The organism is Planktothrix agardhii (genome assembly GCF_904830935.1).
Classification (GTDB): domain Bacteria; phylum Cyanobacteriota; class Cyanobacteriia; order Cyanobacteriales; family Microcoleaceae; genus Planktothrix; species Planktothrix agardhii.
Window position 1 is genome coordinate 4,420,481 of record NZ_LR882952.1, and the last position, 24,183, is coordinate 4,444,663.

A 24,183-nucleotide genomic window follows, 5' to 3' on the forward strand; every position below is an offset into this window, starting at 1 on the left:
TGTAGCTTCAACAAGATCGACTCAAATTATTAAGTTTTAGTGCTAAAAACAAGACGACAAATTCTGTCGTAAGGATCAACACTACAATTTTTTTTAAGTGACCCTATCTCCTCAAAACGGTCTGAGGTTTACAGGCATTTAATTATGAATTTCAACTTCCATAATCACTACGTTAACGAGATCAGAGATATTTGCCCTCTGTCTTTAGAGACAAGTTTTTATCAGTGATCAGTAAACAGTTATCAGTCATCAGTTTAAGAAGTTATCAGTAGTCAGTCATCAGTGCAAGAGTTAGCTGTTAATAGAATGACTATCTACTATTCATTTCTTAACTGATAACTGATCATTGATGACTGATTATTAAGTTATGTCTAAAGAATGGTGATTTTCCTGATAGTTTGTTTTATAATAAGTAAGTGTGTATTTACTCTATTCAAACAAAACACCGAAAATCTTAGGTAATTTAATAAAATGCAACACAATAAACTCCCCAACGATCCCCTGTGGTTTAAAGATGCCATTATTTATGAAGTTCCAGTTCGCGCCTTTGCTGATAGTAATGGGGATGGCATTGGAGACTTTATTGGGTTAACGGAAAAATTAGATTATTTACAGGATTTAGGAGTAACGGCTCTCTGGATTCTTCCCTTTTTTCCCTCCCCCTTGCGAGATGATGGTTATGATATTGCTGACTATATTAATGTTAATGGAATTTACGGGAATTTAGAGGATTTTAAAGCCTTTTTAAATGCCGCCCACGACCGCGGAATTCGGGTGATTGTCGAATTAGTAATTAATCATACTTCCGATCAACATCCTTGGTTTCAACGGGCAAGATTAGCCCCCAAAGGTAGTAAAGAACGGGATTTCTATGTCTGGAGTGAAACCCCAGAAAAATATCCAGAAGTCAGAATTATTTTCCAAGATTTTGAAACCTCAAATTGGGCTTGGGATAGTGTGGCAAAATCCTATTATTGGCATCGGTTTTATTCCCATCAACCGGACTTGAATTATGAGAACCCAGAAGTCATTACTGCAATTTTAGAAGTCTTAGATTTCTGGATGGAAATGGGAGTCGATGGAATGCGACTGGATGCCATTCCCTATATTTTTGAACGGGAGGGAACCAGCTGTGAAAACTTACCCGAAACCCATAAACTATTAAAACAATTACGCAGTTATTTAGATACTAACTATGCTAACCGAATTTTCCTTGCCGAAGCCAACCAATGGCCGGAGGATGCGGCGGCTTATTATGGCGATGGGAATGAATGTCACTTGAATTTTCACTTCCCCTTAATGCCTCGATTATTTATGGCTTTACGGATGGAAGATAGCTTTCCAATTATTGATATTTTAAACCAAACTCCCGCAATTCCTGATAATTGTCAATGGGCATTATTTTTAAGGAATCATGATGAATTAACCTTAGAAATGGTAACAGATGAAGATCGGGATTATATGTATAAAGTTTATGCTCAAGATCCCCAAGCTAGAATTAATTTAGGCATTCGTCGTCGCCTTGCGCCTCTATTGGGAAATGATCGCCGTCAGATTGAATTAATGAATAGTTTATTACTCTCCTTACCCGGAACTCCCGTACTCTATTATGGGGATGAAATTGGCATGGGAGATAATATTTATATTGGCGATCGCAACGGCGTCAGAACCCCGATGCAATGGACTCCAGATCGCAATGCTGGGTTTAGTCGAGCGAATCCGCAAAAACTCTATTTACCCTTAATTTTTGATTCTGAATATGATTATAAAGCCGTTAACGTAGAATCCCAAAGTAGTAATCCTAATTCCTTTTTATCTTGGATGAAACGGATTATTGCCATGCGAAAACGGTTTCAAGCCTTTGGACGGGGAACCTTTGAAATCTTACATTCAGAAAACCGTAAAGTTCTGGTTTTCACCCGCACCTATCAGGGAGAACATCTGTTAATTGTAGCTAATTTATCTCGATTTGTACAATCGGTGAATTTAGATTTATCTGCCTTTAAAGGCATGGTTCCCGTGGAAATTTTTGGCCGGACAGAATTTCCTAAAATTAGTGATTCTTCCTATTTTATTAGTTTATCTCCCCATGGGTTTTACTGGTTTATGCTCCAGTTTGATCCGAAAGTGGCTTTATTGCCTCGACCTCAAGCCCAATTAACCAATTTTATTGTTCAAAATAATTGGCAAGAAATCCTTACCCAACCCAACTTAAAAACCCGTTTAGAATCTATTTTACCCGCCTATATCTATCGCTGTCGTTGGTTTCTTTCTAAATCTCGTATTCTCCAATCTGTAAAGATTACAGAATTCATTCCTATTCCCTATCAAGATAGTCAAGCGGTGATTATTTTATTGCAAGTGGAATATACAGAAGGATTCCCAGAAACCTATCTAATTCCTTTAGCTTATGCGGAGGAGAAATTAGCAGAAACCCTGAAAATAGAAACACCACAATTGATTTTAGCAACGGTACAACAGAATACAGAAACCGGAATTTTATTAGAAGTGGGGCAGAATCTTGACTTTTTAAGTTTACCCTTAAAAATGATTATTAATTCTGATCGTTATGCGGGTCGATTTGGTAATTTAATTGCCACCACAACCGATGCCATAAAACAACAGAATTTAGAGCAAAAATTAGACCCCCATTTATTAAAAGAGGAGTATGATAATTCCTTTGTAGTTTATGGCGATCGCTTCCTGTTTAAACTATTCCGTCGAGTAGAAGAAGGTATCCATCCCGAGTTAGAAGTTCGTAAATTTTTAGAACAAAAACAACAGTTAGGATATACAACGCCATTACTGGGTGGATTAGAATATCGTCGTCACCGAGGAGAATCCCTCACATTAGGGTTTCTTCAGGGGTATATTCCCGATGCGATTCATGCTTGGAATTATACCTTAGATAGTTTACGAGATTACTTTGATCGGGTAGTCTTACAACCGAGTCAAGATTTAGAAATTTTGTCTTCACCCCGTTCTTTCTTTGACCTCTATCAACAACCGATTCCCGAAGAAGTTTTACTCTTGATTGGTTCCTATTTAACCAGTGCAGAACTTCTGGGAAAACGCACCGCAGAATTTCATATTGTTCTAGCGAGTAATCCCCGTAATTCTGACTTTGCCCCGGAACCATTTTCTACCTTTTATCAACGTTCAATTTATCAATATTCTCGTAATTTAACCGGACAAGTTTTGCTAAAATTCAGGAAACAACTGGAAACTTTAACCCCGGAACTTCAACCCCTAGCCCAACATATTTTGAATAATCAAAACTATATTTTGGGTCGGTTTCAAAGCCTATTAAATTTGAAAATTACCGCCCTGAGAACCCGATGTCATGGTAACTATTCTTTGTACGATGTCTTGTATACAGGAAAGGATTTTATTATCATTGATTTTGAGGGAGAATCCTATCGGTCACTCAGTGAAAGACGGATGAAACGTTCCCCCCTGCGAGACGTCGCGGGAATGTTACAGTCTTTTGATTTTGCTACTCGTTTCGCCCTGCGGGAAGAAGTGAAAAATGGCATGATTCGCCCAGAGAATTTAGGCCTGATGGAACATTGGGGTCAACTATGGTCAAGTTGGGTCAGTGCTGCTTTCCTCAATAGTTATTTAGAAACAGCATCCCAAGATCGTTTTTTACCCCAAGGAAAACAGGAACTTAATGTCTTATTAGATTGTTATTTGTTAGAAAGAACCATTCAGGAATTAGGCTACCATTTAGATTATCGCCCGGAATTATTAGATATTTCTCTCAAGCGATTAGTCTCTAGTCTTCACTAACATATTTAGGACTTACGCAGGGCCTAAGAAACCGGGTTTCTACTTAGAAACTGTTGGTGAAAACTAGATATGGTTTAATCACTTAGGAGATAAAACAATGGAACCGGAATACGATCTGTCAAAAATGAAAAAAAGACCTAATCCTTTTGCCAAACAGTTAAAAAAACAGGTCACTATTTCTCTCGGAATTGATGTGATTGAATATTTTGAAACAATGGCTCAGGAAAAAGGTATATCTTCCCAGGAACTAATTAATCTTTATTTGCAAGATTGTGTTGTTTCTAAGCGGCAATTATCTCTAAATTAGCGACAGGGTGCGACTGGTTAAAGGATTATTTTGTTACTCGTCCAGAGGAAAAACAAAAGTTAAAAGTGTGTCAAGATCATCCCAAGTCTAAATAAATTAGGACTCACGCAGGGTTAAAGAAACCGGGTTTCTGATGAGTGACTATTGGGGAAAACAGGGGAATTTTAAGCTGATTCCAATCCACCGTAAAGGCTAAAATAATTGCGGTTGCAGTTGCTAATCCTAGAATCACTGAGGTTTCTGTTCCCTGTTCCCTTAATTATCTGTACATGAAGTTGCCAATAAAGCCACTGGAAATACTGTTAAAATATCTCCTATTTTCAAGAAATGATTGCCTTTAATCCCTTGGTTTGTAATCATTTCTTTCCAATTAGTTGTCCAATCTTCCGGTAATTTAATCGCTGTATCCTGCCAAATATTGTTCCCTAAAGGAAACTGTTTTGGTTCAACTAAACTTGTTAAAAATCGGGGAACAACGGTAATTGTAATTGTCTGACCATAGGTGCGACCAAATGCCAAAATATGTTCCCCATAGTCTCCCGTTACCTCTAAGGGAATGTAAGTTCCCTGTTGATAAACTTCCAGATATTGTTTACGAATGGCTAACCCTTGAGTAATTAAAAATAATTTAATCCGTCCATCTTTAGGGGTCTGTTTTAAATCCTCAATTAAAGACAAAATATCCTTCTGAGAACGGCTTTTAATTTCCTGAATAAACTCGATCCGTTTTTGATAATCAACGGGACGACGATTATCCGGGTCAACTAAACTAAAATCCCAGAGTTCTGTTCCTTGGTAAAAATCCGGTAAACCCGGGCTAGTAATTTTAATTAAAGTTTGGGATAGGGAATTAAATATCCCATAAAAGGCTATTTTTTGTTTGAATTTTCTGAACTCTTGTAAAAACTTATTGTTCTCAGAAGGGTTCAAAATTTTATCAATAAAAGCTAGATAACCTTCCTCATAAACCGAGTCAGGACGTAACCAAGCCGTATGAAATTTCGCTTCTCGGACAGCTTTAATCGCAAACTTTTTGACCCGTTCTACAAATTCGGGATATTTGATTTCATCAAAGGGATAGGAACCGATTAAATTTTGATACAAGAAATATTCATCATTCCCATCAGGAATAATTCGTCCATTGGTTTCTGTTTTCTGATCACGATTTAATGCCATCCAAGTTCTAACTTGGGCTTCCCATTCATCAGGAATTTCAGAAATAACGTTTAACCTGGCGCGTAAATCTTCGCTGCGTTTAGTATCATGGGTTGAGGTGGTATTCATTGTGTGAGGCAAACTTTTTGCCCGTTTTTTATTAAATTGATGCAGGGTATCGGGACTAATCCCAAAATGATTTGGTGCGCCCCCGACTTCATTTAAAGAAACAAAACGGTTATAAACATAAAATAGGGTATCTTCCACTCCTTTTGCAGTTAATGGCCCGGAAAATTGTTGAAATTTCATCACAAAATGTAGCCATATTTTTTTGTTTTCCTCACTTAAATAGGGGTCATATTCTAGTAATAAAAACTTTTCAATTAAATTGAGTTCGTTAATCAGTTCAGGATGTTTTCCTTTGGCTTCTTGAACCGCAAACTGAACATAATATCGATCTGCTTCGCTGACTTGTCCTTCATTAATATAGGTTCGATAGACGGGAAAGCGAACTAATACTTCTAAAATTGCAGTTTGTAACCCATGTAAAGTTAAGTCTCGTCCATAACGATATTGACCAGCAATGCGTTTGAGTAATCCAGCTAAATTATCAGCATCTCCGGCTAAGTTGCGATCGGCAATTAAGCGTTTTTTAGCAATTAATAATTGTTTAAATGAGGCAGTTAACCCCGTGGCATCTCGATAAATTTGGCTAAAGCGATCTTCATTTTTGCCTTGACAAAACAAACTATTAACATAAATTAAAAATTCATAACCGGAAGTTCCTTCAATCGGCCAAGCGCTGGGTAATTCTTCCTCAATCTCTAAAATTTTCTCGACGGTTAGATAAACATTTCCGACTTTTTCTCGGATGGATTGTAAATATTGTAGCGGGTTATAAAGTCCATCAATATGATCAATTCTGAGTCCTGTAAATTTCCCTGACCTGACTAATTTAAAAATTAGATCATGGGTTTTATTAAAAACTTTTTCATCTTCTACTTTGACACTAATTAATTCGTTGACTGTAAAAAAGCGTCGATAGTTTAATTCTTCCGCACCCACTTTCCAATAGGATAATCGGAAAATTTGTTGAGAAAGTAGTTGATCTAAGTCGTTTAAACTTTCTGGATCGTCTGTTTTTCCATTCAAATATTCAATATTTTCATCAACAAATTTATTAATATCGGTATTTTCTTGATACAGTTCCCAAAGTAATCCTTTAGCAAATAACGCTTGTGATCGCCGATCTTGAATAGATTTTTCATTGGGAATATTTTTCAGAACATACAATACTCCTAACAGTTTAATTACATTCGGGTGTCTTCTTCCTAACCTTCCTTCTAATTCTTTGAGGCGATGACTGACTAAATAAGTGTAGGATTCAATTTTTAAAGGGAATTTTAGGCTATAATAATTTACATATAATACCTCGTCTTCGTAAGAAATAGTTAATTGTCCATTTTCTAAACAATTGCCATAAAAATCCCCTAATAAGGGGGCTAAAACCCGACCTCTAAGGTCATCATGGGGATGTTCCCAATCAATATCAAAAAAATCTAAATAATCCGAATCAGCACCATATTCAAAGATATCCGTTAAATATTTATTTTGGCTATCATAGGCCATGTGATTAGGGACAATATCCTGTAACCATCCCATTCCCTGATTTTTGATTTTTTCCATTAATTGATCAAAGTCTTCCTGTTTTCCCAGTTCTGGGTTTAATTGATTTTGATCAACAATATCATAGCCATGAGTGCTTCCAATTCTAGCTTTGAAAATGGGAGACGCATACAGGTCAGAAATTCCTAATTCATACAAGTAATCAATAATCTCGTTAGCATGATTAAAAGGAAAATCTCTATTAAACTGAATTCGATAGGTAGCTACAGGAATCCTCATAATAATTTTGAGATAAAGTTAAATTACAGATGATAATTTGATGTTAGCACTGATTTTTCATTCTGGTTATCTATCTAAAGATTGAAAATATTATTTTAGCTTGTAAATTTCAAATATGATTGGATTTTTTAACCCTTTGATTTTAACCTCTTAAACTTTTTTAGTTATCTGCAATATATTTGGGGTTTAGAAAATTTATGGCAAGTACCAATACAAGCTATGATGCGAGGAATTAAGTAGGTAGTCATAAATAAAGTAACAAGTTTGTTGTTGGGCTTTAGCCCTCCCTAGAGGGCTAAAGCCCAAAAACGAAATCAATAATTATGACCACCTACTTAATAGACAGATATCTCGTTGGAATTCATTAAACCAAATAACAATTAAGTTTCATACAGGACAAAACTTTCTGGCACTAAGGTTAATTCTGAAGTATCTGTTAATATTTCAGGTAAATTTGATCCTGAACCTAGCCATTTTTTATCGTTAGAATCTAAACGTTTTTGCCAAGTTTTACCGATTAAATTAGGACTGTAGGAAACCGGATTTTTGCTAAAATTAAGCAGACATAAAACCTGATAATCTTCAAACCAACGCCGGAAGACTAATAATTTATCTTCCTCAATACAGTGAACTTCTTGATGGGTGCGATCGCGTAATTTAAACGCAGGAATATTCCGCCTCAATTGGATCAATATTTGATATAATTCCCATAATACTTGATGTTTTCCTTGCCGTTTTAATTGCCAATTTAATTTACATTGATTAAAAGTTTCTTGACTTTGAGGATCGGGGGCCTCACCCGCCAGATGAAACGCCTCAAATTCCGCTTTTCTTCCCTTTCGCACCCCTTCAATTAAATCTTGATCTGAGTGACTAATAAAATATTGAAAAGGTGCAGGTTCCCCATATTCTTCCCCCATAAATAATAGGGGAATATAGGGCGATAATAATACCGTTACGGCCGCTAATTTTAAACCTTCATAGGAGACTAAAGCTGTTAATCTTTCCCCTAATAAACGATTCCCAATTTGGTCATGATTTTGACTAAAAACTAAGAATTGATGGGGGGGGCAATCGGCCACTGACTCCCCATGAAACCGTTTACGATTTTGAGAATAATCCCAGGTATAAACAAAGCTTTCTCTATAGGATTTGGCTAACTGTTCACAGCTACCATAATCTTGATAATACCCGATATTTTCACCCGTTAATACCGTATGAATAGCATGGTGAAAATCATCACACCACTGCCCATCTAAACCATAACCTCCTACGGCTTTTGAACGGATTAATTTACCATCGTTTAAATCCGTTTCAGCCATCAAATAAAACTTCCTTCCTTGCTGTTGAGAAAGTTGATTGACTTGATCTGCTAATTCCTGTAAAATATGTTTAGCACCGAGATCAAAAATATTATCCGCCGCATCCAATCTTAACGCATCAATATGGAAATCCCGTAACCAATAGAGGGCATTTTCAATTACAAAATTCCTCACACCCTGACAATAGGCTTGATCATAATTAATCGCTGAACCCCAAGGAGTTTGATACCTTTCAGTAAAATAGGGGCCGAATTGTGCGATATAATTTCCTTCTGGGCCAAAGTGATTATAAACCACATCTAAAATCACCGCCATGCCTTGTTGATGGCAAGCATTCACCAACTTTTTTAACCCTTCTACCCCGCCATAACAATTCTGAGGAGCATAGAGATAAGTACCATCATAACCCCAATTGCGATAGCCTTCGGCTGGGCGTAGCCCATCGCCCGGAAACTGACCAATAGGCATTAATTCAATCGCATTAATTCCTAAGTCTAATAATTCTGAAATTCGGGGAATAATTGCGGTAAATGTTCCCTCTGGGGTAAAGGTTCCAACGTGTAGTTCATAAACAATTAATTCATCTAAGGAAATACTTTTCCATTCCTGATCCTGCCAAATAAAGCTATTTTGATCAATCACTTCCGAGGCTTGATGAACTCCATCCGGTTGAGAATAGGAAGCAGGATCGGGATAGGTAAATTGGTTATCTAATTGATAAAGATAACGGCTTCCTGGGGGGATATTTTCAACCGTTGCACGACCGTATCCCTGTTGATCAAATTCTAAATCAATTAACCGTTCTTCCGGGAATATAATCTTAACAGCAACGCTTTCACGCAAGGGCGACCAAACTTTAAATTCACAGCAATTGTTACCTAAATAATTTGCACCGATTTTCATAAGAAATTTTGGGGTAAATTACAGTTCAGGGTGTAGAGATGGGTTTTTACTTGTTTCTACCTGGTTGATTTTTACAGGTAACTCCAGGGAATTTGCCTCTGCTGGTTGTAATAAATTGGCTTCTGGTTGAGATGGGGTAAAATCCTGAGAACGTTTGATTTTTAACTTTTCGGCCAAAGTTTCCCGTTGATTTACCAAATAGATACTGACTAATGTTAAGCCGACTCCCATTGATTGTAACGGACTGAGGACTTCTTGTAAAAAGAAATTTCCAAATAAGAGGGCAAAAACTGGGGTCAGAAACGTCAAAGAACTCAAGCTAGTCAGACTTCCACTAGATGCAAAATAGAAAAATAATCCGTAGGATATGGCACTGCCAAATACGGTAGAATAACCCATAGCCACCCAACCGGAAAGATCAATATTTTGCCACTGTTGAGTTTCTGAAATTGCAGATAACCCAAATAAAGGTAAACCCCCAATAATCATGTGCCATCCCGTGCCGACAACCGGATCAGCATAGCGACAAACCCACCGGACTAATACAGTTCCAGTTGCCATTGATAGCGCGGCTAATAACATTAATAATTGCCCACTATTAAACAATTGAGAAATATCAATAGAATTCACTAATAATTCCGCATTAAATAACCCTAAAATCCAATCATCGGGTAAACCAATAAAACTAATTCCCATAATGCCAATAGCTAACCCTAACCATCCCCAAAATCCAATGGTTTCTTGAAATAACCATAAAGATAAAATTGCCACGGCTAGGGGTTGGGAGTCGATCATCACCGATCCTAACCCGGCCCCGGTTCTAACTAACCCTTGGGCTAAAAATCCTTGGAATAAAGTGGCATCCACTAACCCAAATATTGATATCCACAGCCATGCTTTCCAGCCTTTCGGTTGCGGACGCCCCGACAATATTCCCGCCAATATTACCAAAACCCCTGCGGGGACTAACCGAACTCCCGCCATAAAAAACGGTGTCGTATGGGGTAGGAGTCCCTTCATCGCCACCATCGCCGTCCCCCAAAAGAAAAAGGGGGCAATTAACAATAATGGTTGAAAGGGTAATTTTGCAGGGGTTTGGGGTTGCTGCATTCGCTTCTCCATTGAGGTTGAGTGACGTTATGTTCCCTGGTTTGACCCCCCTAGCCCCTGGTTTGACCCCCCCTAGCCCCCCTTGGTAAGGGGGGGAACTGGAGGGGACTGTAAGTGTTGCATGGTTTTCACCGAACTGAATATTAGCTCGACTTTCAAGCCCCCCTTGGTAAGGGGGGTTGGGGGGGTCTAATTTCCCGCCCCTTGGTAAGGGGGGTTGGGGGGTCTAATTTCCCGCCCCCTTACTAAGGGGGTTGGGGGGGTCTAAACTCAGGGGAAAGTTAGGAGGTCAGAATTATGTACTTTTATTAAGCCGTTTATATCATATTATTAATTTAATTTAATACAGTTCTGTCATTACCCATGATTTGGCCATTTAAACCGAGATATCGCAAACAAATCGCCCGCATAGAAATTAATGGTGCCATTGGGTCGGAGACCCGCAAACGGGTGTTGGAAGACCTAAAAACCGTGGAAGAACGGAAATTTCCCGCCCTACTCCTGAGAATTGATAGCCCTGGGGGAACCGTTGGCGACTCCCAAGAGATTTATAGCGCCTTGAAACGGTTACAGAAAAAAGTCAAAATTGTGGCGAGTTTCGGGAATATTTCTGCCTCCGGGGGTGTTTATATTGGCATGGGAGCCGAACATATTATGGCAAACCCAGGAACAATTACCGGAAGTATTGGGGTGATTTTACGAGGTAATAATATAGAACGGTTATTAGAAAAAATTGGCATATCTTTTAAGGTGATTAAATCCGGGCCTTATAAAGATATTTTATCTTTTGATCGAGAATTAACTGAACCCGAACAACATATTTTACAGGAATTAATTGATACCAGTTATCAACAATTTGTGCAAACTGTTGCTGAGTCTCGAAACTTGAGTCATGACAGCGTGAGGAGTTTTGCCGATGGTCGGATTTTTACCGGACAACAGGCGGTGGAATTGGGAATAGTAGACCGTTTAGGAACGGAAGAAGATGCCCGGTGTTGGGCAGCGGAATTAGTTAAACTAGATCCCAAGAAAACCGAGTGTTTCACCTTTGAAAAACCCAAACCTTTTGTAAGTCGATTTACAGGTAATAGTTTAACTCCAAATAGCATTATTGCGGCTAACCGTTGGCTAGAATTTGAGTTATCTACCAGTGGTTTACCCCTGTGGATGTATCGACCTTGACATCCGCCCCGCCGTGAACGGGCGGGGATTCCATCTATATAACGACTTTAACACTTAAAATTGTTGTGACGGTAGGGTGAATTATGAAGCGGGATGAGGTTCTCAGTATTTTGGCGCAGCATCGGATGGTACTAAAAGACTTGGGAGTCAAGTTGTTGGCAATATTCGGTTCTGTTGCCAGGGATGAAGCTAGACCTGATAGTGATGTGGATATTTTAGTAGAGTTTGAGGGTTCAGTTACATTTGACCGTTATATGGATGTAAAATTCTACCTCGAAGATTTACTAGAAACGCGGGTAGACTTGGTAAGTCAGCGATCGCTTAAACCTCTGATTCGCTCTACTGTAGAACAGGAAGCCATTTATGTCGCGTAGTATTCGCCTCTATTTGGAGGATATCCTCACTTCTGGAGTCAAAGTCAGACGGTACACACAAGGAATGAGCTTTGAGGATTTCCAAGCTGATGAGCGTACTTATGATGCGGTTGTGCGTAATTTGCAGATTATTGGGGAAGCAGTTAAAAATATTCCCCAGGAAATTCGTTTAAAGTATTCAGAGGTTGAATGGCGAAAAATAGCTGGATTACGTGATATTTTAGCTCACGCTTATTTTAGCATTGAAGATGAGATTGTCTGGGATATTGTGGAAACTAAAATACCCCCATTACTAATAATAGTAGAGCGAATTTTAGAGGCAGAGTTTAGGGATGAATAACATTATAAAAAAGGGAGAACGATCGCTATTTTAACTCAATCCCGTCTTTCAACAATACATCCCTTTTTATATCAGTTTTATCAGGGTTTCGGTGAGATTGAATTACTTTAACACTTGCATTCTGCCCTTAAATGTGCTAATAAAACATCAATAAACTAGAGTTTTCACGCAGAAACCATGCAAGCGCAAAACTTCAAACAAAAATTTAAGCACACGGTACAAACCTGCGTCGCCTCGGACGTCACCGCATTGTATGGGAGTATGCTGTTGCGAACCTCTAGTATATTCACCTGTCTAGCCCTAGCAACGGCCCATCCCTTAACCACACAAGCCGCCAGCGTTGTAGATTGGAAAATTGATCCCAATACGGGAATTGTCGAGGTCGAACTGCCGCCAGGGAATCAGCCCCAATTATCGGTTTATAACCTTCCCCCGCGCCTAATCCTAGACCTTCCAAATACGGAAGTTAAAGTGAATATTACCGAACGCTATGAGACAGGCGTTGTTAGTCAAGTCAGTTTAATTCAAACTAAACCGCAACAGGCTCAATTAGTGGTAGAGTTCACCCCCGGTATCACCATTGACCCCCAAACCCTCGATTTACGGCAAATTGGGATTGATAACCTCTGGGTCTTGCGTCCTACCCTACAAACCCTACCCCCGGAACCCCCGGCCACTCCTCCGAGTAGCGTGGCGACGGCCCAACCCCAAACGACTCCAACTCCTTCCCCCACTCGAACTGCCACCGCTACTCAAACCACTGCCACTGTTAAACCGACCGCACCCCAAAAACCTCCTCAATATTCTGTCCGTCAATACGACCCCCGACAAACGGTTTTACCCAACCCCCAACCGACCAGAGATTCGAGTTTAGATGTGGTGCGGGTTCCGGTGAGTCAACCTCGCCAAGCCCAACTGTTCCCCACCGTTCCCCCACCTCCTCAAACCACCGCCTATCGCCCTCCTATTCAGGTATCACAGGGGTTTGCGGCGGCCCCCAATCCTCAATACAGTGGGACAGCATCCCTACCCCAAGCGGTTCCCTTTGGTCAACCTTTGCCCCCAGGACAGCAGCAATCCTATCTTAATCCTCGTGCTCCGACGATTCTGCTTCCGACCGGAACCGATTTAACCCTACTTTATCCCACGGAAGATCAGGTGCGTTTAACCCGCCGTTCTGAACGTCAGGATGTGTTGTTATTACAGGGAGGAATTGTTGATAGTTTGGGCAATTATATTGTGCCGCCAGATACGCCGATTGTCGGAGAATTTGAAACCACGACAAAAGGTAGTCGGTTTATTGCTCAAGCAATTAATTTAGACGGTCGTAGTATCCCAATTCAAGGTCAATCGAACTGGATTCCAGGGTCATTAGAAGTCCGTCCTGAACGGGTAGGAATTGGTACGGGTGCGGGGAGTTTAGCCGGGTTTTTAATTAGTGGTTTTACCGGAGTTGGAGCTTTAGTCGGTGCAATTGCTGGGGCCGGAATTGGGATTGGGACTTCTCCCTCACCCACGACTTTACAACCTGGTCAAATCATTTCTATTCAGTTAACCCAAGATTTGACAACTCCTAATTTCTTTCTAGTCAATCAATAGGTTAATTGGGGATAAAACCCTAAATCCCCTCCCCTGTCCCCCTTGCTTTCCTATATGGACTTACTCCGATCGCTTCCCATTGGACTATATTTAGAACAACCGATTACTGGGTTACATCGTCTTGATGCCCGGGTTAAGTTCATTTGGTTAATGAGCTTTTTAGTAGCTCCTTTATTAGCTAACCCGGAGTGGCGATTAGTCTTAGTTGGGTTATTAATTTTAATCACCCTATTGGCGCGAATTCCTCTGCGGGTTTGGAAGCGACAAATGGGCTGGTTACTAATGTTTTGTGGGTTACTCTTTCTGTTAAGTTGTATTATGCCCGATGGTTTGGCGGTCAACCATCAACCTCGACTTCCTGAACAGGAATTAACCTTTAATCAATCAGGATCAACAGAACCCTTACCTCAACCCACTTCCTATAGATATGTCTTATTTTCCCAAGGGCCAATAGAAATTACTCGCTATTCCGTCGATTTAGCGATCAGGACAAGTACCCTATTATTTACCCTGGTTTATAGTACAAATCTATATTTATTAACCACCGCTTCTGAAGAAATTGCCATGGCTTTAGAAAGCCTCATGGAACCTTTAAGACGTTTAAAATTACCCGTTACAGAAATAGCCTTAACCCTGACTTTATCCCTACGATTTTTTCCCTTAGTTTTAGAGGAAATTCAAAATTTAATTCGTTCTGTCAGAACCCGTGCCATTAATTGGAAAAAACTAGGACTACGAGGAACTACCCAGGTCTGGTTAACCTTGGCGGAACGGCTTTTACAAAACCTATTATTACGTGCCGAACAAATTGCCAACGCTATGCAGGTTCGAGGGTTCACCAGTCCAGATCAACATCGGGTAGAATGGCATCAACTTCGCTTTAAAGCTTGGGATGGAGTCGCCCTGATTGGTCTAGTGGTATTCTGGAGTATCCGGTTAATTTGGGGAGGAGCAATTTGAAAGGGTTGATCCCTTGCCTACACCCGGACAAAGTTTACCCAATCAACCTAAAATAGTTCTGTATCCTAAATCAAGCCATTATTTGTTAGTTGTGAAATTGAATGACCACAGAAACTTACATGAATCATCCCAACTTTGGGTTATTGTTCAAAATATGCTCAGTTGAGGATCATCAAGAATTATTCACAACCCTTTACGCCCAGCGCCTATTTTTTTTAGTGACTCAGGGGCCACCAGGATTAAAATTTGAACCCATTAGTCGTTCTGATGCCAAACTTTTGCTGGAAATTCGTCTCAGAATGCTCCGCCGCACCGGACAGGGCGAGGAATATAAAAAACTCCAAGAAGTCCATCGTAATACGTTTCTTTAGCTAAAACCACCAACGGCCAAATTACTTAACATGACTGATTGGATCACCGAACAGATTGCTAAAATTCGAGGCTCTATTCCTGAGTCGGTGCGGTTAATTGCGGTAACAAAAACAGTTTCCGTTGAAGCCATGCGGGTCGCTTATCAAGCTGGAATTCGAGATTTTGCAGAAAATCGAGTTCAAGAAGCGTCGGAAAAATATCCTCAGTTACAAGATCTTAGCGATATTACTTGGCATTTAATCGGTAATTTGCAAACCAATAAAGCCACAAAAGCATTACAACTGTTTCAATGGATTCAATCGGTAGATAGTCTAAAGTTGGCTTTACGTTTAGATCATTTAGCCGGGGAATTAGGATGTCAGCCCCAAGTTTGTCTTCAAGTTAAAATTATCCCCGATCCTAATAAGTTTGGTTGGACTATCCCCGAACTTTTGGCAGAATTACCCCACTTAAACGACTGTCAGCACCTCAAAATTCAAGGCTTAATGACTATTCCCCCCTTGGGGTTAACCGAGTCCGAAACCCTGGATGTTTTTGAACGCACCCGGGAATTAGCGGAAACCATTCGACAACAGAATTGGACTAATATTAGGATGCAGGAATTATCAATGGGAATGTCGGAAGATTATTCTCTAGCAGTTCAAAAAGGTGCTACCATGATTCGACTAGGACGGATAATTTTTGGTCAAAGGAGGAGTTAAATACAACAATTCAGAGTAAAATAGGCGAGTCTTACACAAATTCAATATAACCTAGACCCTCAACCCCTCTAAACTGGAAGTTGAGTTGAAATTCTAAAATCGTCAGTGATGGAGAATAGACCGTGAACATTTTTAATAGACTAAAAGATTTTGTAGGGTTCAATGACTCTGTAGACTACGATTACGAATACGATGAAGCGGAGGGGAATCGTTACCAGGGTAACTATCCCCCCCCGCAAGAACAACCTGCCCCGGCTGTGGCGGCAGAAGACCCCCGGGTGTCTCGTCGTTCACAACGGTCTGTTGGATCTATAAATACTGGTGTAATGTCTGAAGTTGGAATCGGATCAACAATGAGTAATGTTATCGGAATGCCCGGCGCTCTGAATGGAATTTCTGAAGTAGTGGTGATGGAACCCCGCACCTTTGAAGAAATGCCTACGGCTATTCGCGCCCTGAAAGAACGCAAATCTGTAGTTCTTAATTTAACTTTAATGGATCCTGATCAGGCCCAAAGAGCCGTTGATTTCGTCGCGGGTGGAACTTTTGCCCTCGATGGCCACCAAGAACGGATCGGAGAAAGCATTTTCCTGTTTACTCCTAGTTGCGTTCAGGTCAGAACCCCAGGTGCTGGCGTTGTCCACGAAGGCATCCCCCAAGCCCGCACCCCCCGCACAAGCAACCCAGTAGCCCCCCCCTGGCAGCCCGAAAGAACCCAGGCTATTCAGTAAATTAACCGATGTAGAGGCGTTAATTTAAGCGTCTCTGCAACTAAAAAAAGACTTTCCATTATTTTTTTTAGTATCTAAACCATTACCCATTACCCATTACCCATTACCCATTACCCATTACCCATTACCCATTACCTATTCCCTCATACTATCTACTGAATAAATATTTATGTTTAAATTAGGTGTAATTGGTGGCGGGGTGATGGCAGAAGCTATTATATCCCGCCTAATTTCTGCCAAGATTTATCAACCTGCTGAAATTATTATTAGTGACCCACAATTAGAGCGTCGTAATTATTTATCCCAACAGTATGGCGTGGCGATCGCAGATAATAATAAACAAACAACTCAGGCGACGGAAGCCCTTTTATTAGCCATTAAACCCCAAATTTTTAGCGCGATCGCAACCGAATTAGCTGAGGGTGAAACCCTATCAAAAAATACCGTTATTTTGTCTATTTTAGCGGGAGTTACCTTAAATAAATTAGAAGCCGCTTTTCCCCACCATCCCGTAATTAGAATTATGCCCAATACTCCGGCTACCGTGGGGGCCGGGATCAGTGCGATCGCCTCTGGAAAATTGGTGCAACCCCCCCATTTAGATCTCACCAGAGGCATTTTTCAGGCCGTTGGAGACGTGGTAGAGGTGGCGGAGACCCTAATGGATGCCGTCACCGGATTATCAGGTTCTGGCCCCGCTTATGTGGCGATTTTAATTGAAGCCTTAGCCGATGGTGGCGTCGCCTCTGGACTCCCTCGACCGATTGCGGCAAAATTAGCATTATCAACGGTATTAGGAACGGCCCAACTCCTATCGGAATCAAAGTTACATCCGGCCGAATTAAAAGACCGTGTAACCAGTCCGGGGGGAACAACAATTGCTGGGGTTTCTCAATTGGAAAAAGCCGGATTTCGTTCGGCATTAATTGAGGCTGTAAAAGCTGCAACTCAACGTTCAAAAGAGTTAGGAAGTTAGTGTAGTAAGCCCTTTAGGGCTGAATACGTGAACGCCTCACTACTTTTATCTGGTTGATACTTAATATTAATTTTAGGCGATCGCTACTACCAAAATAAAGGCGATCGCAAATAAAATAATAAATGTCCAAATAGAATCGGGTTGATTCAGACGTTTTTCGCGATCGCATTTTAAACACACATAATGATCGGGATCTTGGGAATTTCTCACCCAGTTGCAGAAGGTTTTGTTACAGGTCATAAAATTAGGATTTGGGGTAATAATTTGGACTAATTGATAGGGTTGGGAGGGCTAAAGCCCTCACTACGAATTAGGGGGTGATAAACAGCATCACACTACCCATGAAGTTGCCAATTTCTACTGCCATAACTTCTTCATTGCACACCCGACCCCAGTGAGAAACTCGATCTAATAAATGATCTAAATTTTTCGCTAAAGTAGGGGTATCGGTAAAGGATTTAATTAACAGAATTTCATCGGGAATTAATGCTTTATGGGAGTTTTCCCAGAGTCCTAGAAGTCCATTTTGCATCGTGACACCGCCTAAAGTTCGGGTAAAATCAGTGGCTAAAGCTTTGCCTTGAGCAAAGTGGCGATCGGGAAAATAGCAGGCGATAAATACTTGTGCAAATTGAATCAAGGCGGGATAATCAACAATTTTAGATAAAATTTGTTCGGGTAAAAGTTGATCAGCTTGGGTGATCATAGAGGCATTTTTTTGTTGCATTGCCTTTTTAATTGTTGGGTTAGTTTTTGCAAGTTCATTGAGAATATTTCGAGTTGATTGCATGGTTTTATTCCTTAAAATGTTTAAACTGAGGTCAGATCCCCCCAAGGGTAAAACAGGGGGGATTTTTGATTTAGAAACGGGGGTCTGATAAGACTAATTTTTGAGTATCGGGAAAGTCCCCCAGATAGAAATAAGCAGCGGCTTGATACACAATTTCTGAGCGAATAATCCGCCGAAATAAAGGATTAGAAGTCAAGGAACACAGGTGATAACAGGTTTGATTTTCTCCCATCCAATCAAAAGCAGAACGTAGGAAACAATGATCAAAATCATGGATAAAACGAAATTTTAAATTCCCTTCTTCATCCAAAACTACAGGCTGATTAAACTCTGTTGAAACTCGGATGCGATGGTTTTGCTCAAAGTCGGTAAATAATTCATCAGCATTGGCGTAAGGTTGACCAGAAACTCTCACCTCCTGAATACCAAATCGTTTAATTTTGTGATATCGTTTGCTGACAAAAGTTTGTAAATCTCGTTGAGTTTCGGCAGAAATTTTATCTTCGGGTGAGTTGAGATAATGTTCTGCATAAACTCGAATGTGTTCAGGTTTCGATAGGAGTTGCGGTTGATATTGAGTGTTCAAGGTTTGTTCCTCGAATGTGATTTAACTTGATGTTTTTACAATAGACAATACTTTGATATTTGTTATCAATTGAGAATTAATTCCCTCAAATATTTATTTTTTATTGAGCGTCGCAATTTTTTGTGAAGATTTTTTCACAAATTTTATAAATGCCGAAAAATGTTAAAAAAAATTAGCATTATTCAATTAAATAAAAAACCATGCTAAGTTAGTAAATGACGGTTTAAAGGAATAAGGGAGGGCTACCCAAATGATCACTCAAGAACAATTTAATGCAATTTATCCTGAACAATTAAACAGCAAACAACATTCGGTACTCAAACTCTTTTTACAAGGAGAGTCTGAAGATGAGATCGCTAAAGCAAGAAAACTTAATGATAAATCTAGTGTTAGATATCATATTTCCAATATCTGTAAATTATTTGGTTTGGAAAATCAAGAAGGTGAGCATTATTGGCAACGTCCTGAATTAATTGAAATCTTTGCTAAATATAAACCGGAGTTATTGAATCCTCAACTTATTGATAACGGGGGAGACAATAATTTAATTTTAGAATCTCCTGATGATGGGCCAGTTGGTTTAAATTCTGGGTTTTATGTGGTGCGGGGTTATACGGAAACAGACTGTTATCAACAGATTGAAAAATCTGGGGCATTATTGCGAATTAAAGCCCCATCTAAGATGGGAAAAACCTCGTTATTGATTCGGATTTTACATCATGCTGAAGAACAAGATTATGAAATTGTTAGACTAAATTTAAGGGATATTGGAGTTTCGATTTTAGAAAATAAATCGGGTTTCCTAAAATGGTTTTTTAAAAACATCTGTGAACAGCTTGAACTCGATTGTCAATGGATTGAATCTTCGGATTTTCATGAGTCTAAATGTCTGTACAATTTTCAACTTAAAATCTTAGAAGAAATCCAAAAACCTATAGTTTTAATCCTACAGGAACTTGAACAGGTATTTCCTTATACTGAAACCGTTACTACTTTTGCCACTTTATTGCGAAGTTGGCATGAAGAATCGAAAACAATGGAGATTTGGAACAAGCTACGGATGGTTTTATTATATTCAACCAAGATTTATGTTAAATTACCGGATAACCAATCTCCTTTTAATGTCGGTTTTCTCGTAGACTTAACAGAATTTAATTCTAAAGCGGTGCAAGATTTAGCGATACGTCATCAGTTAAAATTAACAGAAAATCAAATTAATCAACTGATGACAATCATTGGTGGGTTTCCTTATTTGGTGCGGTTGGCGTTTTACCGTTTAGCTCGTCAAGAGATTACCTTTGAACAGTTATTAACAACAGCATCAAGGGATGATGGGATTTATGGTCAGTATTTAAGGACTCATTGGGCAGATTTACAAGATAATATTGAGTTAAAGATTGCATTTAAGGAGGTAATTATGTCAGACGATCCAGTTAAGTTTGAACAAATAGTAGAGTTTAAATTATTAGCAACTTCATTAGTTAAATATAAAGGAAATAGTTTGATCCCCAGTTGTCAGTTATATCGAGATTATTTTCGAGAAAAATTCCTGTAGGGGTAGGTTTAATAAAATGGGTTTCCTTGGAATGGAGGATTAAACGATGAATTTTGAATATCAAACAGGTGGAAGTTTACAATATGAACATCCGAGTTATATTAAACGACAAGCGGATGATGACCTGTATAACGCCTTGAAAGCTGGAGAATTTTGTTATGTATTGAATGCTCGACAAATGGGGAAATCGAGTTTAAAAGTTCAAATTATAAACCTTTTAAAACCAGAAGGGGTAAAATGTGTTCCCATTGATTTAACAGGTATTGGCACAGATTCAACTCAAGATCAATGGTATTTTAGCTTAATTGAGCAGATAGTTAGGGTTTTAAAACTTTATGATCTAAATCATGAACAATGGTGGAATCATCGACAATCTATATCTAATAACCTGCGATTTTCTCAATTTATTGAAGATGTCGTTTTAGTTCATATTCCTAATAAAATTGTTATTTTTCTCGATGAAATTGACACCACCTTAAAATTAGAACGGAATTTAACTGATAATTTTTTTGCCCTAATTCGGTTATTCTATAATGAGCGATCGCTCAACCCCAAATATCAACGCTTAACCTTTTGTTTATTGGGAGTAGCTGCGGCTTCGGATTTAATTCAAGATTCTCAGGGAACTCCTTTTAATATTGGCAGAGAAATTGATTTAAAAGGATTTAAAGATGAAACTGAAGCCGCCCCTTTAGCCGTCGGATTTAAGTATATTTCTGAACAACCTGAACAAATTTTAGCAGAAATTTTAAACTGGACAGGAGGGCAACCCTTTCTGACACAATTCTTTTGTCAGTTATTCGTTAAACAATGGCAAAATGGGGAGTGTACCGTTGAACAAGTAGCAAATTATATTCTGGAAAATTGGGAAAATTTAGATGATCAATCCCATTTTAAAACCATTCAACATCGTCTTTTAGAAGAATATCACGATCGCAAAAATGAACTCTTAGACCTGTATCAGCAAATTTTACTCGCTCCCCATAAAAAAATCTCGGCTCAAGATAGTCCTGATGAAATTAAATTGAGATTAACGGGATTAGTGGTTAAAGAAAACGGTCATTTAAGGGTTTATAATCCCCTTTATGCCAATATTTTTAACCTCAAATGGCTGGAATCTCAACTGCCTCAGTTACGACCCTTTAATCAACAATATCAAGATTGGTTGGCTTCTGAACGTCAAAACACAACCCAACTTTTAATAGGGGATGATTTAGAGGAAGCATTGCAATGGGCAAAACAGCAAAATCATTTAAGTTCGGTTTATATTGATTTCCTCAATGCTAGTCGAGACTATGACCGCCAACAACTCAAACAAGCCAAGGAAAAAGCCACAAAAATTATTCAACTTGCCCAAAAAGGAACCCAACTAGAACGAAAAGGAATACAAACCTTACGATTATTTAATACCACAATAGACCGACTACAAACCCTCCGCGATGCTATTCAAGCCGGGGAAGACTTACAACACTTACAAGCAGAATGGCGAGAACTGGTTCAAGATTACCCCGAACTGCTGAAACAGTCCCCAGCGGCGAGTCCGGTTTTTACCCTACCAGAAATCCTCAGTCATATTCGCCAATGGCGTCAACTCACGGGTCATTCTCACGGAGTAACTGGGGTGGCGTTTAGTCCGGGTGGGGAGTATCTGGCAACGGCTTCCTATGACAACACAGCCAAACTGTGGAATTTACAGGGAGAGGAATTAATCACCTTCACGGGTCATTCTCACGGAGTAACTGGGGTAGCGTTTAGTCCAGGTGGGGAGTTTCTAGCGACCGCTTCGGCTGACAAGACCGTTAAAGTTTTGGATTTACAGGGACGGGAATTAATCACCTTCACAGGTCATTCTCGCTGGGTAAGGGCGGTGGCGTTTAGTCCCGGTGGGGAGTTTCTGGCGACCACTTCGGAGGACAACACCGCCAAACTGTGGAATTTACAGGGAGAGTCATTAATTACCTTCACGGGTCATTCTAACTCGGTATACGGTGTGGCGTTTAGTCCCGGTGGGGAGTTTCTGGCGACCACTTCGGAGGACAACACCGCCAAACTGTGGAATTTACAGGGAGAGGAATTAATTACTTTCACGGGTCATTCTAGCTTGGTAACGGCGGTGGCGTTTAGTCCCGGTGGGGAGTTTCTGGCGACGGCTTCCGATGACAACACCGCCAAACTGTGGAATTTACAGGGAGAGGAATTAATTACTTTCACGGGTCATTCTGACTGGGTAACGGCGGTGGCGTTTAGTCCCGGTGGGGAGTTTCTGGCGACCGCTTCGGGTGACCACACCGCCAAACTGTGGAATTTACAGGGAGAGGAATTAATTACTTTCACGGGTCATTCTAGCTTGGTATGGGCGGTGGCGTTTAGTCCGGGTGGGGAGTATCTGGCGACGGCTTCATCGGACAAGACCGCCAAACTGTGGAATTTACAGGGAGAGGAATTAATTACTTTCACGGGTCATTCTAAGTGGGTAACGGCGGTGGTGTTTAGTCCGGGTGGGGAGTATCTGGCGACGGCTTCTGATGACAAGACCGCCAAACTGTGGAATTTACAGGGAGAGCCCTTAATTACCTTCACGGGTCATTCTAACTTGGTAAATGCGGTGGCGTTTAGTCCGGGTGGGGAGTTTCTGGCGACGGCTTCATCGGACAACACCGCCAAACTGTGGAATTTACAGGGAGAGGAATTAATTACCTTCACGGGTCATTCTAACTTGGTAATGGCGGTGGCGTTTAGTCCGGGTGGGGAGTTTCTGGCGACCGCTTCGGTTGACCAGACCGCCAAACTGTGGAATTTACAGGGAGAAGAATTAATTACTTTCACGGGTCATTCTAGCTTGGTATGGGCGGTGGCGTTTAGTCCGGGTGGGGAGTATCTGGCGACGGCTTCATCGGACAACACCGCCAAACTGTGGAATTTACAGGGAGAGGAATTAATTACCTTCACGGGTCATTCTAACTTGGTAATGGCGGTGGTGTTTAGTCCGGGTGGGGAGTTTCTGGCGACCGCTTCGGTTGACCAGACCGCCAAACTGTGGAATTTACAGGGAGAAGAATTAATTACCTTCACGGGTCATTCTAACTTGGTAATGGCGGTGGCGTTTAGTCCGGGTGGGGAGTTTCTGACGACGGCTTCGGGTGACAATACCGTTAAAGTTTGGGATTTACAGGGGAATTTGTTAGCAGATTTTCGGGGATATAAGGGCAATTTGTTGGAAGGAGAACGGGATTTTATTGAGTTGAAAAGTTCGGTTAATTGTGTTTGTTTTAGTCCCGATGGTAAACAGATTGTTGCGGGTTATGGGGATGGAAAAGTGCGGTTTTGGCGGTTTGAGAGTTTGGCGGAATTAATAGCACGGGGGAAGGCGTGGTTAGGAGTTGAGGAGGGGAATTAAGGAATTGAAAATTATTGCCGAAATCAATATTATCGCAGTGCGAGCGTCCTCGCTCGCTAGAAATCAATATTATCGCCGAGATCCATATTATCGCAGAAATCAATATTATGGCAGTGCGAGCGTCCT

At 40.2% G+C, this 24,183-nt stretch carries 19 protein-coding genes; 13 read left to right on the top strand and 6 right to left on the bottom strand.

Annotated features, from left to right (window positions below; all coding sequences use genetic code 11):
• The first annotated feature begins 471 nt into the window (after window positions 1–471).
• Together treS and NMG88_RS20255 are read left to right on the top strand one after the other, a co-directional pair.
• A complete protein-coding gene (treS, locus tag NMG88_RS20250) occupies window positions 472–3,792 on the top strand; it encodes a maltose alpha-D-glucosyltransferase (protein ID WP_254035748.1) in 3,321 nt (1,106 codons plus the stop codon).
• A 97-nt stretch (window positions 3,793–3,889) separates the two neighbouring features.
• Window positions 3,890–4,099: a hypothetical protein gene (locus NMG88_RS20255; RefSeq protein ID WP_026788711.1), complete on the top strand. Its 210-nt coding sequence runs from the start codon at window positions 3,890–3,892 to the stop codon at window positions 4,097–4,099.
• 255 nt (window positions 4,100–4,354) lie between these two features.
• On the opposite strand, the gene treY is transcribed toward NMG88_RS20255, so the two are convergent.
• From treY to NMG88_RS20270, 3 genes are all read right to left on the bottom strand, one after another.
• On the bottom strand, window positions 4,355–7,159 hold the full coding sequence (treY, locus tag NMG88_RS20260; protein WP_254035749.1) for a malto-oligosyltrehalose synthase: 2,805 nt from the start codon (window positions 7,157–7,159) through the stop codon (window positions 4,355–4,357).
• A gap of 380 nt (window positions 7,160–7,539) precedes the next feature.
• On the bottom strand, window positions 7,540–9,384 hold the full coding sequence (gene treZ / locus NMG88_RS20265) for a malto-oligosyltrehalose trehalohydrolase (RefSeq protein WP_042156354.1): 1,845 nt from the start codon (window positions 9,382–9,384) through the stop codon (window positions 7,540–7,542).
• Window positions 9,385–9,402: 18 nt separating this feature from the next.
• On the bottom strand, window positions 9,403–10,494 hold the full coding sequence (locus NMG88_RS20270) for a DMT family transporter (protein WP_042156356.1): 1,092 nt from the start codon (window positions 10,492–10,494) through the stop codon (window positions 9,403–9,405).
• A gap of 363 nt (window positions 10,495–10,857) precedes the next feature.
• Here NMG88_RS20270 and sppA point away from each other — a divergent pair, with 363 nt between their 5' ends.
• From sppA to proC, 9 genes are all read left to right on the top strand, one after another.
• Complete coding sequence (gene sppA, locus NMG88_RS20275) at window positions 10,858–11,676, top strand: signal peptide peptidase SppA (RefSeq protein WP_235752237.1); 819 nt, start codon at window positions 10,858–10,860, stop codon at window positions 11,674–11,676.
• Between the two features lie 83 nt (window positions 11,677–11,759).
• The gene (locus NMG88_RS20280; protein ID WP_026788716.1) at window positions 11,760–12,050 is read left to right on the top strand and encodes a nucleotidyltransferase family protein; all 291 of its coding nucleotides are present in this window, start codon (window positions 11,760–11,762) and stop codon (window positions 12,048–12,050) included.
• The gene (locus NMG88_RS20285) at window positions 12,040–12,390 is read left to right on the top strand and encodes a HepT-like ribonuclease domain-containing protein (RefSeq protein ID WP_026795786.1); all 351 of its coding nucleotides are present in this window, start codon (window positions 12,040–12,042) and stop codon (window positions 12,388–12,390) included. The genes NMG88_RS20280 and NMG88_RS20285 overlap by 11 nt, the downstream gene beginning before the upstream one ends.
• A 177-nt stretch (window positions 12,391–12,567) precedes the next feature.
• Complete coding sequence (locus NMG88_RS20290) at window positions 12,568–13,989, top strand: AMIN domain-containing protein (protein ID WP_254035750.1); 1,422 nt, start codon at window positions 12,568–12,570, stop codon at window positions 13,987–13,989.
• Between the two features lie 54 nt (window positions 13,990–14,043).
• Window positions 14,044–14,949, top strand: a complete 906-nt coding sequence (locus NMG88_RS20295; RefSeq protein WP_042156357.1) for an energy-coupling factor transporter transmembrane component T family protein — start codon at window positions 14,044–14,046, stop codon at window positions 14,947–14,949.
• Window positions 14,950–15,050: 101 nt separating this feature from the next.
• The gene (gene pipX / locus NMG88_RS20300) at window positions 15,051–15,320 is read left to right on the top strand and encodes a transcriptional coactivator PipX (RefSeq protein ID WP_026788719.1); all 270 of its coding nucleotides are present in this window, start codon (window positions 15,051–15,053) and stop codon (window positions 15,318–15,320) included.
• Window positions 15,321–15,350: 30 nt separating this feature from the next.
• Window positions 15,351–16,022 (top strand): YggS family pyridoxal phosphate-dependent enzyme, encoded by a 672-nt coding sequence (locus tag NMG88_RS20305; protein ID WP_026788720.1) that lies wholly within the window; start codon window positions 15,351–15,353, stop codon window positions 16,020–16,022.
• A 122-nt stretch (window positions 16,023–16,144) separates the two neighbouring features.
• Entirely contained in the window at window positions 16,145–16,753 is a 609-nt protein-coding gene (locus NMG88_RS20310) for a cell division protein SepF (RefSeq protein WP_026795788.1), read from the top strand.
• Window positions 16,754–16,922: 169 nt separating this feature from the next.
• Entirely contained in the window at window positions 16,923–17,729 is an 807-nt protein-coding gene (gene proC / locus NMG88_RS20315) for a pyrroline-5-carboxylate reductase (protein WP_376786967.1), read from the top strand.
• Window positions 17,730–17,801: 72 nt separating this feature from the next.
• Here the strand turns inward: proC and NMG88_RS20320 are convergent, their stop codons facing one another.
• The 3 genes from NMG88_RS20320 to NMG88_RS20330 all read right to left on the bottom strand — a co-directional run bounded on the left by NMG88_RS20320 (window position 17,802) and on the right by NMG88_RS20330 (window position 19,105).
• Window positions 17,802–17,969 (bottom strand): hypothetical protein, encoded by a 168-nt coding sequence (locus tag NMG88_RS20320; protein WP_227381167.1) that lies wholly within the window; start codon window positions 17,967–17,969, stop codon window positions 17,802–17,804.
• Window positions 17,970–18,039: 70 nt separating this feature from the next.
• Window positions 18,040–18,519 carry a hypothetical protein gene (locus tag NMG88_RS20325; RefSeq protein ID WP_254035751.1) on the bottom strand — a complete coding sequence of 160 codons (480 nt, stop codon included), beginning with the start codon at window positions 18,517–18,519 and terminating at the stop codon, window positions 18,040–18,042.
• Window positions 18,520–18,589: 70 nt separating this feature from the next.
• Window positions 18,590–19,105 (bottom strand): hypothetical protein, encoded by a 516-nt coding sequence (locus tag NMG88_RS20330; protein WP_254035752.1) that lies wholly within the window; start codon window positions 19,103–19,105, stop codon window positions 18,590–18,592.
• 250 nt (window positions 19,106–19,355) lie between these two features.
• Between NMG88_RS20330 and NMG88_RS20335 the strand changes: the two genes are divergently transcribed.
• Window positions 19,356–20,660, top strand: coding sequence for an AAA-like domain-containing protein (locus tag NMG88_RS20335; RefSeq protein WP_254035753.1), 1,305 nt, complete (start codon window positions 19,356–19,358; stop codon window positions 20,658–20,660).
• Between the two features lie 46 nt (window positions 20,661–20,706).
• On the top strand, window positions 20,707–24,057 hold the full coding sequence (locus NMG88_RS20340) for an AAA-like domain-containing protein (RefSeq protein ID WP_254035754.1): 3,351 nt from the start codon (window positions 20,707–20,709) through the stop codon (window positions 24,055–24,057).
• Window positions 24,058–24,183: the final 126 nt, after the last annotated feature.

Coding starts and splice junctions, on each gene's coding strand:
- NMG88_RS20285 (WP_026795786.1), top strand. CDS start 12,040: ATGTCGCGTAGTATTCGCCTCTATTTGGAGGATATCCTCACTTCTGGA.
- NMG88_RS20270 (WP_042156356.1), bottom strand. CDS start 10,494: ATGCAGCAACCCCAAACCCCTGCAAAATTACCCTTTCAACCATTATTG.
- NMG88_RS20340 (WP_254035754.1), top strand. CDS start 20,707: ATGAATTTTGAATATCAAACAGGTGGAAGTTTACAATATGAACATCCG.
- sppA (WP_235752237.1), top strand. CDS start 10,858: ATGATTTGGCCATTTAAACCGAGATATCGCAAACAAATCGCCCGCATA.
- NMG88_RS20320 (WP_227381167.1), bottom strand. CDS start 17,969: ATGACCTGTAACAAAACCTTCTGCAACTGGGTGAGAAATTCCCAAGAT.
- treY (WP_254035749.1), bottom strand. CDS start 7,159: ATGAGGATTCCTGTAGCTACCTATCGAATTCAGTTTAATAGAGATTTT.
- proC (WP_376786967.1), top strand. CDS start 16,923: ATGTTTAAATTAGGTGTAATTGGTGGCGGGGTGATGGCAGAAGCTATT.
- NMG88_RS20255 (WP_026788711.1), top strand. CDS start 3,890: ATGGAACCGGAATACGATCTGTCAAAAATGAAAAAAAGACCTAATCCT.
- NMG88_RS20305 (WP_026788720.1), top strand. CDS start 15,351: ATGACTGATTGGATCACCGAACAGATTGCTAAAATTCGAGGCTCTATT.
- pipX (WP_026788719.1), top strand. CDS start 15,051: ATGACCACAGAAACTTACATGAATCATCCCAACTTTGGGTTATTGTTC.
- NMG88_RS20295 (WP_042156357.1), top strand. CDS start 14,044: ATGGACTTACTCCGATCGCTTCCCATTGGACTATATTTAGAACAACCG.
- treZ (WP_042156354.1), bottom strand. CDS start 9,384: ATGAAAATCGGTGCAAATTATTTAGGTAACAATTGCTGTGAATTTAAA.
- NMG88_RS20280 (WP_026788716.1), top strand. CDS start 11,760: ATGAAGCGGGATGAGGTTCTCAGTATTTTGGCGCAGCATCGGATGGTA.
- NMG88_RS20290 (WP_254035750.1), top strand. CDS start 12,568: ATGCAAGCGCAAAACTTCAAACAAAAATTTAAGCACACGGTACAAACC.
- treS (WP_254035748.1), top strand. CDS start 472: ATGCAACACAATAAACTCCCCAACGATCCCCTGTGGTTTAAAGATGCC.
- NMG88_RS20325 (WP_254035751.1), bottom strand. CDS start 18,519: ATGCAATCAACTCGAAATATTCTCAATGAACTTGCAAAAACTAACCCA.
- NMG88_RS20335 (WP_254035753.1), top strand. CDS start 19,356: ATGATCACTCAAGAACAATTTAATGCAATTTATCCTGAACAATTAAAC.